Raw genomic sequence first — 13,461 nt, forward strand, 5'->3', positions numbered from 1 at the left:
AGCGCCAGCAGGCCGCCCAGCGCGGCGGCCGCCGCGGCGACGGCCGCGATCCGCTCGACGCGCGGCGAGCCGTCCGGGGTCGTCGTGGCGGCGCGCACCTTGGCCTTGGCGTCGGCCACCGACCGACGTCCGATCTCCTTGGGGTGCAGGCGCACGGCCAGCTCGTCGACCGTGCCCGCCAGACGCTCTCGGGTGGCCTCGATGTCGTGCTCGATGGTGGCCGGGTCGTCCTGGCTCACGGTGTCTCCCCGCTCTCGGCTGCGTGCTGCGGTCGATCACCCCCGAAACTACCGGCCATCGCCCGCCGGGGCAGGATGGAGCCACCTGCTGCACCGACCGAGAGGTGGCCACCGTGCCCCAGCTGTCCGCCGGCGAGACCGCGCCCGACTTCACGCTCACCGACTCCACCGGCGCCCAGGTCTCGCTGCACGACCTGCGCGGCCGCAAGGTCGTCGTCTTCTTCTACCCCGCCGCCATGACGCCGGGCTGCACCAAGGAGGCCTGCGACTTCCGCGACAGCCTGGCCCCGTTGCAGGAGGCCGGCTACGAGGTGCTCGGCGTCAGCCCCGACTCCCCTGCCAAGCTCGCGACGTTCGTCGAGAAGGAGTCGCTGAGCTACCCGCTGCTGTCCGACCCCGACAAGGACGTGCTCACCGCCTGGGGCGCCTACGGCGAGAAGAAGCTCTACGGCAAGACGGTCACCGGCGTCATCCGGTCGACCGTGGTCGTCGACGAGCAGGGCGACGTCGAGCTGGCGCGCTACAACGTCAAGGCCACCGGTCACGTCGCGTCGCTGCGCAAGCAGCTCGGCGTCTGAGCCGTCGTCGTGCGGCTCACCGTCGTCGTCGACTGCCGCGACCCGCGCGCCCTCGCGCCGTTCTGGGCCGCAGCGCTGGAGTACCAGGAGGCCGACGCCCCCGAGGGCTACGCGGCCCTCGTGCCGCTCGTGCGCGGCGAGGGTCCCGTCGTCCTGCTGCAGCAGGTCCCCGAGGAGAAGGTCACCAAGAACCGCGTGCACCTCGACCTGCACCCGGACGACCCGCACGAGCACCTCGCGCGGATCGAGCAGCTGGGCGCCACCCGCGCCGGCGACTGGGTCGACGACCTCGTCGACACCGCGGGCGTGCGCTGGCTGGTGATGAACGACCCGGAGGGCAACGAGTTCTGCCTGGTCGAGCACGTCGGGTAGCGTGGTCTCGTAGGCTGGCCGCGCTCCGGCGGGAGTGGTGTAACTGGCAGCCACGCAGGATTTAGGTTCCTGTGCCTTCGGGCGTGAGGGTTCGAGTCCCTTCTCCCGCACCAGGTCCAGGCGCACGAGAGGGCGGCGACCGCCCCTGCGCGGTCGCCGCCCTCTCGCTGCCCGACGTGCGTCCGTCGGGCGGTCAGATCACATCTTCGGCGGCATCAGCACCGAGTCGATGAGGTACACGGTGGCGTTGGCGGTCTTGACGCCGCCGCAGATGACCTTGGCGCCGTCAGCGCCCACGGTCAGGTCGTCGCCGGAGCCCTTGACCTCGACGTCGTCGCCCTCGACGGTCTTGTGCGTGCCGGCGATCTGGTCGGGCGAGAGCTGGCCCTGGATCACGTGGTAGGTCAGGATCGTCGACAGCGTCTTGCCGCCCTTCTCCTTGGCCAGCGTGTCGACCGTGCCCTTGGGCAGCTTGGCGAACGCGTCGTCGACCGGCGCGAAGACCGTGAACTCGCCGTTGTTGAGCGTGTTCACCAGGTCGACGTCCTTGTTGACCTTGCCGCTCACGGCGGCGGTGAGGGTCTTGAGGAGCGGGTTGTTGGACGCCGCGGTCGCGACCGGGTCCTGGGACATGCCCTCGACCGAGCCGGCGCCGGACGGCACCGCCTTGGCGTAGTCGGCGCAGCCGGCGCCGACCATGCCCGACGCCATCGCGTCGTCGGAGGGCGTGGAGGCCATCGACGAGCTCGAGCTCGAGGAGGTGGAGGACGACGTCGAGCTCCCGGCGTCGTCGGTGCTGCTGCCGCACGCGGACGCCGCGAGCGCGACCCCCACAGCGGTGACGGTCAGTGCGAGACGGGGCTTCATGTCAGCGTTCTCCCTCGGGTGTGTCCTGCCAGCGGGTGTTCCCCGCCGCTGAGGGTGGTTCGGGGTCGACCGCGCCGCGGATTGGTCAACTTCCCCGCAGGAGTGGTCACGAGACGGTCACGTTCTTGGAGTCCAGCCCGCTCGTGCCGTTCGGACGGATGGAGGCGCGCTCCTCGACCTGGGCGTTGCCCTCGCCGTCGACCAGGCGGCACTCCAGCGTGTGGTTGCCGGCGGGCGCGTCCCACTCGTAGACCCACTGCACCCAGGTGTTCTTGCCCGGCACCTCGGCCAGGCGGGCGTCCTGCCACTGGCCGCGGTCGACCCGCACCTGCACGGTCTTGACGCCCTTGGTCTGCGCCCACGCGACGCCCGCGACCGCGTTCTTGCCGGCCTTGAGCTGCGCGAACGAGCGCGGGACGTCGATGCGCGACGACGCCTTGATCGGCGCCTTCGCGCTGTACCCGCGCGGGGTCCAGTACGCCTCGTCGTCGGCGAAGCGCGTCACCTTCAGGTCCGTGACCCACTTCGTCGCCGACACGTAGCCGTACAGGCCGGGGACGACCATGCGCACCGGGAAGCCGTGCTGCACCGGCAGCGGCTCGCCGTTCATCGCGATCGCCAGCAGCGCGTCGCGCCCCTGCGTCAGGTTGGTCAGAGGGGTCGAGATCGTCATGCCGTCGTCCGAGGTCGACAGCACCATGTCGGCCGACGGGTCGACGTCCAGGTCCTTCAGCAGGTCGGCCACGGGGTAGCCGAGCCAGACGGCGTTGCCGGCCAGCTTGCCGCCGACCTCGTTCGAGACGCAGGTCAGCGTGATGGCGCGCTCGACGAGCGGCTTGCGGACCAGCTCGTCGTAGCTGATGGTCAGCTCGCGGCCGACCCGCCCGTGCACCCGCAGCCGCCAGTCCTGCGTGCGGATCTGCGGCAGGCGCAGCGCGGTGTCGACACGGTAGAAGCGCGCGGGGTCGGTGCGCCAGGGCGTGATGCCGTCGACCGGCAGCTGGACGCCGTTCGGCAGCTGCAGGGGCTCGGCCGGCTTCGGCAGCTTCACCGCGGCCCGCGAGTCCTCGACGCCGCCCAAGGTGCTCTGCAGCAGCCGCGAACCACCGCCGCCGACGACAGCGACCGCACCAGCTGCGCCCGCCCCGGTCAGGAACGTGCGCCGGCTCCACCCGCCGTCCGGGGTGGCCGGGCGGACGAACAGCGAGCGCAGGGTCAGCAGCCCGAGCACCGTGCCGACGAGCGTCGGCAGGACGTCGACCGGGCTCGCGCTCGGACGCGTGACCACCGCGCCCAGCGCCACCAGTCCGAGGACCACGACGACGGCGAGGCCCGCCTCGAGCCGGCGGCGCGCGACCAGCCCGGCCGCGAGCGCCAGGACGACGAGCACGGCGCCGATCGAGGCCAGCAGCACGAGCTTGTCGTTCTCTCCGAACGTGCGCACCGCGAAGTCCTTGAGCGGGCCGGGGGTGCGGTCGACGAAGGCGTCGCCCACCGCCAGCACCGGGCTGCCCTGGCCGCTGCCGAAGCCGGTGACGAGCATCAGCGCGGCGAGCAGCTCGCCCACGCCGACGGTCACGGCGCCGGCGACGAGCCCGGCCAGCGCCGCCAGCCACCACGCGGGGCGCGCACGGTCGGCGGGGGTCTCGGGGAGGAGTCGCTCTCGCAGGGACGTCATGCGCAGGGTTCGTCGCGGCGGGCCCCGCGGATGGGCCGGAGCAGCGCGGAGCCCCGCCGCGGGAGGACGACGGGGCTCCGTGTGCTGGTGCTTCGGCGCCGTCGTCCGGGCGGATGGGTGTCAGGTCACGCTGACGTCGACCGTGTGCCAGCCGGTGGCGCCGTCCGGTGCTGGCGGAGCCTGCTCTCCGGTCTGCGCCGCGCCGGTGCGGTCGGTGGCGCGCACCTGCAGCGTGTGGTCGCCGCGCGGCGCCTCCCACTCGAAGACCCACTGCTTCCAGGTGTCGATGGTGCCGCCGTCGCCGAGCCGGGCCGGCTGCCACGGGCCCTCGTCGACGCGCACCTCGACCGCCTCGACCCCGCGGTGCTGCGCCCAGGCGACACCCGCCACGGCGACCTTGCCCGCGGCCACCTTCGACCCGTCGCGCGGGACGTCGATGCGCGACTCGGTCTTGACCGGCCCGCGCGCCGACCAGCCGCGCGGCGTCCAGTAGCCCTCGGCCTGGTCAAAGCGCGTCACCTCGAGGTCGACCACCCACTTGGTCGCCGACACGTAGCCGTACAGCCCCGGCACCACCATCCGCACCGGGAAGCCGTGCTCGACCGGCAGCGGCTGGCCGCCCATCGCGACGGCCAGCAGCGCGTCGCGGTCGGGGTCGGTGAGCGCCTCGAGCGGGGTGCCGGCGGTCCAGCCGTCCGCGCTGGTCGAGAGCACCATGTCGGCGCCGGACGTCGGCCGCACCCGGGCGAGCAGCTCGCGCAGCAGGTGGCCGCGCCACACCTGGTTGCCGACCAGGTCGCCGCCCACCTCGTTCGAGACGCAGGTGAGGGTCGTCAGGCGGTCGACCATCGGCAGCGCCAACAGGTCGTCGAAGGTGATCTCGAGCTCCTGCTCGACCATGCCGTGGATCCGCAGCCGCCAGGTGCCGGGCTCGACCTGGGGCACCGAGAGCGCGGTGTCGATCCGGTAGAACTGCTCGGGCGGCGTGACGAAGGCGCTCAACCCGTCGAGCCCCAGGTCGCCCAGCTCCTGCGCCGTCGGCCCGGCGCCCGTCGCCGCGGGCAGCTGCAGCGCGGCCCGGCTCGACTGCACCGCGCGCGCCGCGTGGGCGACCAGCTGCGACCCGGCCCCGGCGAGGACGGCGATCGCCGACGAGCCGATCAGCACGCTGAGGAACGAGCGGCGGTCGAACGCCGCGTCGATCGGTGCGGCGTGCTCGCCCTCGGCCCGTTCCCAGCGGTCGAGCAGCCGCGTCAGCAGCGCGAGGCCGGCGATCGCGCCCAGCACCGTCGGCACGACGTCGAGGGACGACGCGTGCGGCCGGCTCAGCACGGCCGCACCGGCGACGGCGGCGAGCACGACGACGACGAACAGCCCGGCCAGCCGGTGCCGCGCCGCCAGCACGCCCGCCAGCGCGGCCAGCAGCACCACCACGACGGCGATGCCGGTGAGCAGCGCGGTCTTGTCGTGGGTGCCGAACGTCGAGACCGCGAGGTCCTTGAGCCACGGCGGCGTGCGGTCGATGAACGCCCCGCCGAGGGCGATCACCGGCGACGGCGTGCCGCCCGCGCGACCGGCCCGCTCGAGGAGCGCCGCGACCAGCTCGGCCACGCCGACGGTCAGCGCGCCCGCGACGACGCCCAGCAGGGCCGACCAGGCCAGCTGCCGTCGTCCGGTGGGGTGTTGCTCGCTCACCCCACCAGCATCACATGCGCGGTGCGGCCACCCGAGTCGGTCGACCTTACCGAGCGGTGACGTCCTCGACGAGGACGTCGACCACGCGCGGCGCGATGGCGCGCAACGCGTTGCCCCGGTGGCTGATCGCGTTCTTCTCGGCGTTGGAGTGCTCGGCCAGCGTGCGCCCGCCGTCGACCAGCAGCACCGGGTCGTAGCCGAACCCGTTGGTGCCGCGGGGTGCGCGCTCGATGGTGCCGCGCACCTCGCCGTGCTCGACGTGCTCGGTGCCGTCGGGCGTCACGAGCGCTGCAGCGCAGACGAACCCGCCCGCGCGGTCCTCGTCACGGACGTCGGAGAGCTGGGCCAGCAGCAGGTCGAGGTTGGCGCGGTCCTTCTCCGCTCGCGGCAGGTCGGTGCGGCCCGACCAGCGCGCCGAGAAGCTGCCCGGCGCGCCACCCAGGACGTCGACGGCGAGGCCCGAGTCGTCCGCGAGCGCCGGCAGCCCGGTGGCCCGGCTCACCGCGTGCGCCTTGATCAGGGCGTTGGCGGCGAAGGTCGTGCCGTCCTCGACCGGTTCCTCGACGCCGGGGAACGCGTCGACGCCGACGACCGCGCGGTCGAGGTCGACGTCCAGCCCGCGCTCGCGGACGACGTCGGCCAGGATCTCGCGCAGCTCGACGACCTTGTGCTCGTTGTGCGTCGCCAGCACCAGGCGCGCGCCCTCGGGCGCGGTCGGCTGCGTGGTCACCGCGCCGCCTCGAGCGCGGCGCGCTGCAGGCGGGTGAGCTCGGCGCAGCCGACGGCGCCCAGGTCGAGCAGGCCGTCGAGCAGCGCGCGGTCGAAGGTCGCGCCCTCGGCCGTGCCCTGCACCTCGACGTAGCCGCCCTCGCCGGTCATGACGATGTTCATGTCGGTGTCGGCGGTGACGTCCTCCTCGTAGCAGAGGTCGAGCACCGGGCGGCCCTGCACGACGCCGACGCTCACGGCCGCGACCGAACCGCTGAGCGGCTGGGCGTTCTTGGCGACCAGTCCCTTGGCGCGGGCGTCCTCGACGGCGTCGGCCAGCGCCACGAAGGCGCCGGTGATGGCGGCGGTGCGGGTCCCGCCGTCCGCCTGCAGCACGTCGCAGTCGAGGACGATCGTGTTCTCCCCCAACGCCTTGGTGTCGATCACGGCCCGCAGGCTGCGCCCGACGAGGCGGCTGATCTCGTGGGTGCGGCCGCCGATGCGCCCCTTGACCGACTCACGGTCGCTGCGGGTGTTCGTCGAGCGCGGCAGCATCGCGTACTCGGCCGTCACCCAGCCCAGGCCGCTGCCCTTGCGCCAGCGCGGCACACCCGCCGTGAACGACGCCGCGCACAGCACGCGGGTCTTGCCGAACTCGACGAGCACGCTGCCCTCGGCGTGGTCGAGCCACCCGCGGGTGATGGTGACGGGCCGCAGCTCGTCGGGCTGGCGGCCGTCGACGCGCGCGGCAGCGGACTGGGGATCGGGAACCATGGCCTCAGGCTAGAGGTCGAGCACGAGCCCCGGACGCGCGACGTCCAGCGGGCCGTCCCACGCCTCCCGGGCCTGGGCGACGACGACCTCCGGGTCGTTCCAGGGCGGCAGGTGCGTGAGCACCAGACGCTTGACCCCGCCGGCGGCGACCGCGGCCTCGGCCGCCCGTCGTCCGCTCAGGTGCACGCCCTCGACGTCGTCCCGGCCGTCGACGAACGCCGAGTCGGCCAGCACGACGTCGGCGTCGCGGCACAGCGGCTCGAGCGCCGAGCACGCGTCGGTGTCACCGGTGTAGGCCAGCACCGTGCCCTCGTGCTCGAGCCGCAGGCCGTACGCCTCGACCGGGTGGTTGACCCGCACCGGTGTGATCGTCAGCGGGCCGACCTGCACCGCCTCGCCGTCGTGCCAGCACCGGACGTCGAGCTCGCCGCTCATGCCGGGGTCGGCCGGCAGGTCGTAGGCCCGGGCCAGCCGCTCCCCCGTGCCCTGCGGCCCGTAGACCGGGATCCGAGGCCGAGGCTGCGGGCCGACCGGCGAGTGCTTCAGCATTACGTAGAGCCCGCACAGGTCGAGGCAGTGGTCGGCGTGCAGGTGGCTGAGCAGCACGGCGTCGAGCTGCATCGGGTCGACGTGCTGCTGCAGCGGCCCGAGCGAGCCGCTGCCGAGGTCGAGCAGCACCCGCCAGGTGCGCTCGTCGCCCTCGACCTCGACCAGGTAGCACGACGCGGCCGACCGCGGGCCGGGCATCGAGCCGGAGCAGCCCACGACGGTGAGCCTCATCGGACCGCCCCCACCAGCTGGGCCGGCGAGATCTCCGGGCCGAGGAACCGTCGTCCGAGCTCGGCGAACCGCTCGGGGTCGCCCGTCGTCTCGAACCGGTGCACCGGCGGCGGCAGGTCGTCGGGACGGGCCAGGTCGTGCGCGACGAGCTGGCGGTACACGTCCTTGGCGGTCTCCTCGGCGCTGCTGACGAGGGTGACGAGGTCGCCCACCACGTAGGAGATGACGCCGGTGAGCAGCGGGTAGTGCGTGCAGCCGAGGATCAGGGTGTCGACGCCGGCCGCCACCACCGGGTCGAGGTACTCGTGCGCGACGGCGAGCAGCTCGGGACCGCCGGTGACTCCGGCCTCGACGAACTCGACGAACCGCGGGCAGGCGCGGGTGGTGACCTTGAGGTGAGGGGCGGCGGCGAAGGCGTCCTCGTACGCACCGGAGGTCTTCGTGGCCTGGGTGCAGACGACGCCGACGTGCCCGGTACGGCTGGCAGCGGCGGCACGGCGCACGGCCGGCCGGATCACCTCGACCACCGGGACGTCGTACCGCTCCCGCGCGTCGCCCAGCACCGCGGCACTCGCGCTGTTGCAGGCGATGACGAGCAGCTTGACGCCCTGGTCGACCAGCTCGTCGAGGCACTCGATCGCGTACTCGCGCACCTGCGCGATCGGGCGCGGGCCGTAGGGCTGGCGGGCGGTGTCGCCCATGTAGAGCACCGGCTCGTGCGGCAGCTGGTCGAGCACCGCGCGCGCGACGGTGAGCCCGCCGTAGCCGGAGTCGAAGATGCCGATCGGAGCGTCTGCCACGGCCCTGAGCCTACGGTCGGCGGTGCCTCCACCCCACGCCACCGCCCTGTGATCGTGGCAACAGCGCATCCCCGGCACCCTGGTCAGGGCACCTTCCTGAGAGTTCGCCCCTTCCAGCCGCCCGGTGGGGGCGAACTCCCAAGAAGGTGCCCTAGCAGTCGCGGGGGTTGGGTGAGCGGGGGCGCGTCAGTCGGTGGGGAGGGGGGCCATGAGGGCCTCGACCAGGGTCTCCTGGAGCCAGGTCAGGAAGTCGTAGATCTCGAGCATGAAGGCCACGCCGCCGACGGACGACGGCTCGCCCTCCTCCGCCTCCGCGAGCTCGGCCGCCTCCGCCTCGGCCACGGCGAGCAGCCGCTCGTGGTCGTCGTCCGTCTCGAGCCCCAGGCGCGACGCGAGCACCAGCCGGACGTCGGTCAGCGCCACCACCCACGCGCGCGCCTCGTCGTCGTCCAGGTGCAGCGTGCCGTCGCGCCCGAGCGAGCGCCGCGCGACCTCGAGCCCCTCGCGCTTGCGCGCCCGCAGCCCGGCCTCGGTGTACCGCCGGAACTCCGCCGACGCGTCCGGGTCGTCGCGGTGCGCGTCGGGCAGCAGCCGGGCGACCGCGGGGTCGGACGGCGGGTCGACCGCCGTGCCGATGCCCACCATCACCGCGAGCGGGTCGGTCTCGACGTCCGGCCCGTCGTCCAGCATCTCGTGGACCTCGACCAGCAGGTGCGCCAGCAGCGCGCGCTCGTGGTCGTCGAGCTTGGCCCGCACGCCGTGCCGCGCCCGCTTGAAGCCGCGCGCCACTAGTCGTCCTTCTGCATCGTCGCCCACAGCCCGAAGCCCTGCAGCGCCTCCACGTGCCGCTCCATCTCCTCGCGGTCGCCGTGCGCCACGGCCGCACGCCCCTTCTGGTGCACGTCGAGCATCAGACGCTCGGACTTGGCGCGGGTGTAGCCAAAGTAGGACTGGAACACGTAGGTCACGTACGACATCAGGTTGACCGGGTCGTTCCACACGAGGGTGACCCACGGACGCGCGACGTCGGCGTCCTGCGCCTGCCGCGGTTCGTCCAGCTCGACCGGCGACGTGACCACGGCCCCAGGATAGGCAGTGCTGGCAGACCCGGCACGGCGCTCCTAGGCTCGGGCGGGTGACGTCGCCGAGCACGGCCCTGCTGACCGACCACTACGAGCTCACCATGCTGCAGGCCGCCCTGCGCAGCGGCACCGCCCACCGGCGCTGCGTCTTCGAGGTCTTCGCGCGCCGCCTCCCCGACGGCCGCCGCTACGGCGTCGTGGCCGGCACCGGCCGCCTGCTCGACGCGCTCGAGCAGTTCCGCTTCGGCGAGCCCGAGCTCGAGGCGCTCGCGGACGTCGTCGACGCCGAGACGCTGGACACCTTGCGGCAGTGGAGGTTCACCGGGTCGGTCTGGGGGTACGCCGAGGGCGAGTGCTTCTTCCCGGGGTCGCCGCTGCTCGTGGTCGAGGGCACCTTCGCCGAGGCGGTCCTGCTCGAGACGCTGGTGCTGAGCGTGTTGAACCACGACTGCGCCGTGGCGGCCGCGGCGAGCCGCATGACCGCCGCCGCCGCGGGCCGGCCGTGCATCGAGATGGGCTCGCGGCGCACGCACGAGCGGGCCGCCGTGGCCGCGTCGCGAGCGGCGTACGTCGCGGGCTTCGCGACCAGCAGCAACCTCGAGGCCGGGCGCGAGCACGGCGTCCCGACCGCCGGCACCAGCGCGCACGCCTTCACGCTGCTGCACGACGACGAGCGCGCGGCGTTCGCGGCGCAGGTCGCGAGCCTGGGCGCCGGCACCACGCTGCTGGTCGACACCTACGACGTCACGTCCGCCGTCCGCACCGCGGTCGAGGTGGCCGGGCCCGGGCTCGGCGCCGTCCGGCTCGACTCGGGCGACCTGCTCGTGCAGGCGCGCGAGGTGCGCCGCCAGCTCGACGACCTCGGCGCCACCGGCACCCGCATCGTCGTCACCAGCGACCTCGACGAGCACGCCATCGCGGCGCTGGCGGCCGCCCCCGTCGACGTGTATGGCGTCGGCACCTCGCTCGTGACCGGCTCGGGCGCGCCCACCGCCGGCCTCGTCTACAAGCTCGTCGCCCGCGAGAGCGCCGACGGCACGATGGTCGGCGTCGCCAAGAACAGCAAGGACAAGGTGAGCATCGCCGGTCGCAAGTGGGCCCTGCGCCGCCGCGGTCCGGACGGCGTCGACCAGGCCGAGGTGATCGGGATCGGCCGCCAGCCGGTGGACGACGGCGACGACCGCGCGCTGCTGGTGCCGCTGGTGCGCGACGGCGAGGTCGTGGGCCGCGAGCCGCTCGAGACCGCGCGCGAGCGGCACGCCACCTCGCGCGCCGCCCTCCCACCCGTGGCCCTGCAGCTCTCGCGCGGCGAGCCCGCGATCCCCACCCGCTACGAGCAGGAGCAGCCGTGAGCACCCTCGAGCCGGCCGACGCCCTGGTGGTCGTCGACGTCCAGAACGACTTCTGCGAGGGCGGTTCGCTCGCCGTCGCCGGTGGCGCCGACGTGGCCAACGCGATCGCAGACCTGCTGCGCGACAACGCCTACCGGCACGTCGTCGCGACGCAGGACTGGCACGTCGACCCGGGCGCGCACTTCAGCGACGACCCCGACTTCGTCGACAGCTGGCCGCGGCACTGCACGGCCGACACCCACGGCGCCGACCTGCACGCGGCGGTGCCGCGCGAGGCGCTGGCCGCGGTGTTCCGCAAGGGCGCACACGCCGCGGCCTACTCGGGCTTCGAGGGCAGCACGACCGAGGGCGGGGTCGACGTCCCGCTGGCGGTGTGGCTGCGCGAGCGCGCCGTCGGCACCGTGGACGTCGTCGGCATCGCCACCGACCACTGCGTGCGGGCGACCGCGCTGGACGCCGTCCGCGAGGGCTTCACGACGCGCGTGCTGCTGGACCTCACGGCCGGCGTGGCCGAGCAGACGACCGGCCGCGCGCTGGACGAGCTGCGCGCGGCCGGGGTCGTGCTGGAGGGCGAGGCGACCGTCAGGCCGTGATGGTCATCGGCGTGCCGTCCACCACGAGGCGCCAGTCGACCGAGGCGAACGTCGAGGCGTCGATCGTGCCCTTGGCCGTGGCCCAGTCGATGAGCAGCTGGCGGATCTCGACCTGCCGGTTGTAGACGACCGGCGCGGTGGTCGTGTGCGGGAAGTTGCCGCCGCCGGACTGCCGGTAGTTGTTGATCGCCACCACGAACTGCTGGCCGGCCGCGACCGGCGTGCCGTCGTACGCCAGCCCGACGACTCGCGAGCCGACCGGCTTCGCGAGGTCGAGGTCGTACGTCAGCGAGGCGTCGAGGCCGCCCATGATGTCGTAGTTGTAGTCGGGCGTGCCGTTCGGCGCCGTGGCCGTGGGCGCGTTCGTCACGGCATCGGCCGCGACCGGCCCGGGGCTGGTCTGGGCCTTGAAGTACTGCGCCGAGAACTCGAGGTAGTCCTTGATCTCGGAACCGCTCATCGTGACGCCCAGCAGGGTGTTGTCGTAGATGTACAGCCCGGCGACGTCGCGCACGGTGACGTCGCCGGCCGGGATGGCGGCCTCGCGGTTGAACGGCGCCGCGATGGATAGCACCGGCAGGTCGGCCTGCGGCGTGCCCGCCAGCGCGGTCTTGACCGTCTCGGCCTGCACCAGGTTGATCAGGTCGATGGCGGCGACGTCCTCGTACCGCGCCGTGGCGGCCGACATGGCCGTGACGTTCTGCGCGACCACCGAGTTGACGTACGTGCGCACGGTCTCGTGGTCCTTCTTCAGCAGCGCCACCACGGCCGGGTCGGCCTCGACCGTGTTGCTGTTGAGCACCTGCGAGTGGCGGCCGACCACGGTCCAGCGGCCGTGCTCCCACGCCAGGTCGATGTCGATGACGCTGAGCCGCATGCCCCAGCGCAGCGGCTCGGTGAGGACCACCTCCTGCCCGGTGGTCTTGTTCTTCACCCGGCGCTCGGGGATCTCGACGTGCGCGTGGCCGACCAGGATCGCGTCGATGCCCGGCACCTGCTCGGCGACCAGGGTGGCGGCGTTCTCGGGGTAGGGCAGCGCGTCGCCGTAGGACGACGAGGTGTCGGCGCCGGAGTGCGCCGCCACGACGACCACCTCAGCGCCGAGCTTGCGCAGCTTGGGGACGTAGATCTTCGCCTGCTCGACCAGACCGGGGAAGGCGAGCTTGCCCTCGACGTTGGCCTTGTCCCAGATCGCGATGCCGGGGTTGGTCAGGCCGAGGATGCCGACCTTGACCGCCCGGCCGTGCCCGACGTCGACCTTCTTGATCGCGTAGGGCGGGAACGCCGGCTGGTGGGTGCGCGCGTCGACCGCGTTGGCGCCGAGCAGCGGGAAGCGCAGCTGGCGCTGGAAGGCGTGCAGGACGTCGAGCCCGTAGTTGAACTCGTGGTTGCCCAGGGCAGCTGCGTCGTAGCCGATGCGGTTCATGGCGGCGGCCATCGGGTGCACGTGGCCCTGGGTGATCGGGTCGATCTTGGCGAAGTAGTAGGCCAGCGGCGTGCCCTGGATCGTGTCCCCCGCGTCGAGCAGCAGGGTCTGCCGCCCCCGTGCCATCCGGCGCTGCGCGGTGACGAGCGTCGAGATCTTGGCCAGGCCGATGTCGTTGTGCGCCGCGTCGTCGTACTCGGCGTCCTTGAAGTAGTCCCAGTTCAGGCCGTTGCCGTGCAGGTCGGTGGTGCCCATGATCGTCAGCCGCGCGGTGCGGGACGGGTGCTGGTGACCGTGGCCGCGGCCGTGCGCGGAGGCCGGGGCCGCCGTCCAGCCGGCGGCGGCGAGCACCCCTGCGGCGGTGGCGCCGCCCAGGACGGTGCGCCGACGCAGGGCGTCACCGGTGCTCTCGGTCGGGGTCTGCGGGGACGGTGACGACGACACGAGGACCTCCACGAACAGGGGCGAAACCGGCGGATCACACCAGGACGGCACGCACCGTACAACAGCCCGCCGA

15 protein-coding genes and 1 tRNA gene are annotated in these 13,461 nt (G+C 73.4%); 5 read left to right on the forward strand and 11 right to left on the reverse strand.

Annotated elements, in window-relative coordinates; all coding sequences use genetic code 11:
- Positions 1 to 239: DUF3618 domain-containing protein (locus tag ACYVJ4_RS07600; RefSeq protein ID WP_460459511.1), on the reverse strand; the 239-nt coding region annotated here is incomplete at its 3' end.
- 113 nt (positions 240 to 352) lie between these two features.
- Between ACYVJ4_RS07600 and bcp the strand changes: the two genes are divergently transcribed.
- The 3 genes from bcp to ACYVJ4_RS07615 all read left to right on the forward strand — a co-directional run bounded on the left by bcp (position 353) and on the right by ACYVJ4_RS07615 (position 1,302).
- Positions 353 to 817, forward strand: coding sequence for a thioredoxin-dependent thiol peroxidase (gene bcp / locus ACYVJ4_RS07605; protein ID WP_460459512.1), 465 nt, complete (start codon positions 353 to 355; stop codon positions 815 to 817).
- 9 nt (positions 818 to 826) lie between these two features.
- On the forward strand, positions 827 to 1,189 hold the full coding sequence (locus ACYVJ4_RS07610) for a VOC family protein (protein WP_460459513.1): 363 nt from the start codon (positions 827 to 829) through the stop codon (positions 1,187 to 1,189).
- Positions 1,190 to 1,217: 28 nt separating this feature from the next.
- Positions 1,218 to 1,302: transfer RNA gene (locus tag ACYVJ4_RS07615), tRNA-Leu, on the forward strand.
- Between the two features lie 85 nt (positions 1,303 to 1,387).
- On the opposite strand, the gene ACYVJ4_RS07620 is transcribed toward ACYVJ4_RS07615, so the two are convergent.
- From ACYVJ4_RS07620 to clpS, 9 genes are all read right to left on the reverse strand, one after another.
- Positions 1,388 to 2,056 carry a fasciclin domain-containing protein gene (locus tag ACYVJ4_RS07620; RefSeq protein ID WP_460459514.1) on the reverse strand — a complete coding sequence of 223 codons (669 nt, stop codon included), beginning with the start codon at positions 2,054 to 2,056 and terminating at the stop codon, positions 1,388 to 1,390.
- Between the two features lie 106 nt (positions 2,057 to 2,162).
- On the reverse strand, positions 2,163 to 3,734 hold the full coding sequence (locus tag ACYVJ4_RS07625; protein ID WP_460459515.1) for a molybdopterin-dependent oxidoreductase: 1,572 nt from the start codon (positions 3,732 to 3,734) through the stop codon (positions 2,163 to 2,165).
- Positions 3,735 to 3,854: 120 nt separating this feature from the next.
- The gene (locus ACYVJ4_RS07630; RefSeq protein WP_460459516.1) at positions 3,855 to 5,429 is read right to left on the reverse strand and encodes a molybdopterin-dependent oxidoreductase; all 1,575 of its coding nucleotides are present in this window, start codon (positions 5,427 to 5,429) and stop codon (positions 3,855 to 3,857) included.
- Positions 5,430 to 5,475: 46 nt separating this feature from the next.
- Positions 5,476 to 6,159 (reverse strand): RdgB/HAM1 family non-canonical purine NTP pyrophosphatase, encoded by a 684-nt coding sequence (rdgB, locus tag ACYVJ4_RS07635; RefSeq protein ID WP_460459517.1) that lies wholly within the window; start codon positions 6,157 to 6,159, stop codon positions 5,476 to 5,478.
- Positions 6,156 to 6,911, reverse strand: coding sequence for a ribonuclease PH (gene rph / locus ACYVJ4_RS07640; protein WP_460459518.1), 756 nt, complete (start codon positions 6,909 to 6,911; stop codon positions 6,156 to 6,158). The genes rdgB and rph overlap by 4 nt, the downstream gene beginning before the upstream one ends.
- Before the next feature lie 9 nt (positions 6,912 to 6,920).
- Positions 6,921 to 7,691 (reverse strand): MBL fold metallo-hydrolase, encoded by a 771-nt coding sequence (locus tag ACYVJ4_RS07645; protein WP_460459519.1) that lies wholly within the window; start codon positions 7,689 to 7,691, stop codon positions 6,921 to 6,923.
- Positions 7,688 to 8,491 carry a glutamate racemase gene (murI, locus tag ACYVJ4_RS07650; protein ID WP_460459520.1) on the reverse strand — a complete coding sequence of 268 codons (804 nt, stop codon included), beginning with the start codon at positions 8,489 to 8,491 and terminating at the stop codon, positions 7,688 to 7,690. The genes ACYVJ4_RS07645 and murI overlap by 4 nt, the downstream gene beginning before the upstream one ends.
- Positions 8,492 to 8,677: 186 nt before the next feature.
- Positions 8,678 to 9,307, reverse strand: a complete 630-nt coding sequence (locus tag ACYVJ4_RS07655) for a DUF2017 domain-containing protein (protein WP_460459521.1) — start codon at positions 9,305 to 9,307, stop codon at positions 8,678 to 8,680.
- Positions 9,280 to 9,570, reverse strand: a complete 291-nt coding sequence (clpS, locus tag ACYVJ4_RS07660; RefSeq protein ID WP_460459522.1) for an ATP-dependent Clp protease adapter ClpS — start codon at positions 9,568 to 9,570, stop codon at positions 9,280 to 9,282. Before clpS ends, ACYVJ4_RS07655 begins: the two co-directional genes overlap by 28 nt.
- 104 nt (positions 9,571 to 9,674) lie before the next feature.
- On the opposite strand from clpS, the gene ACYVJ4_RS07665 reads away from it, so the two are divergent.
- Positions 9,675 to 10,925 (forward strand): nicotinate phosphoribosyltransferase, encoded by a 1,251-nt coding sequence (locus ACYVJ4_RS07665; protein WP_460459604.1) that lies wholly within the window; start codon positions 9,675 to 9,677, stop codon positions 10,923 to 10,925.
- On the forward strand, positions 10,922 to 11,518 hold the full coding sequence (locus ACYVJ4_RS07670) for a nicotinamidase (protein WP_460459523.1): 597 nt from the start codon (positions 10,922 to 10,924) through the stop codon (positions 11,516 to 11,518). Before ACYVJ4_RS07665 ends, ACYVJ4_RS07670 begins: the two co-directional genes overlap by 4 nt.
- Here the strand turns inward: ACYVJ4_RS07670 and ACYVJ4_RS07675 are convergent.
- Positions 11,508 to 13,388 carry a bifunctional metallophosphatase/5'-nucleotidase gene (locus tag ACYVJ4_RS07675; protein WP_460459524.1) on the reverse strand — a complete coding sequence of 627 codons (1,881 nt, stop codon included), beginning with the start codon at positions 13,386 to 13,388 and terminating at the stop codon, positions 11,508 to 11,510. The two genes, ACYVJ4_RS07670 and ACYVJ4_RS07675, sit on opposite strands and share 11 nt — an antisense overlap.
- Positions 13,389 to 13,461: the final 73 nt, after the last annotated feature.

The organism is Angustibacter peucedani (assembly GCF_054779595.1).

Excerpts from the sequence above, each read along its gene's own strand:
- ACYVJ4_RS07620 (WP_460459514.1), bottom strand. The coding sequence starts at position 2,056 with ATGAAGCCCCGTCTCGCACTGACCGTCACCGCTGTGGGGGTCGCGCTC.
- ACYVJ4_RS07625 (WP_460459515.1), bottom strand. The coding sequence starts at position 3,734 with ATGACGTCCCTGCGAGAGCGACTCCTCCCCGAGACCCCCGCCGACCGT.
- rph (WP_460459518.1), bottom strand. The coding sequence starts at position 6,911 with ATGGTTCCCGATCCCCAGTCCGCTGCCGCGCGCGTCGACGGCCGCCAG.
- ACYVJ4_RS07645 (WP_460459519.1), bottom strand. The coding sequence starts at position 7,691 with ATGAGGCTCACCGTCGTGGGCTGCTCCGGCTCGATGCCCGGCCCGCGG.
- ACYVJ4_RS07665 (WP_460459604.1), top strand. The coding sequence starts at position 9,675 with ATGCTGCAGGCCGCCCTGCGCAGCGGCACCGCCCACCGGCGCTGCGTC.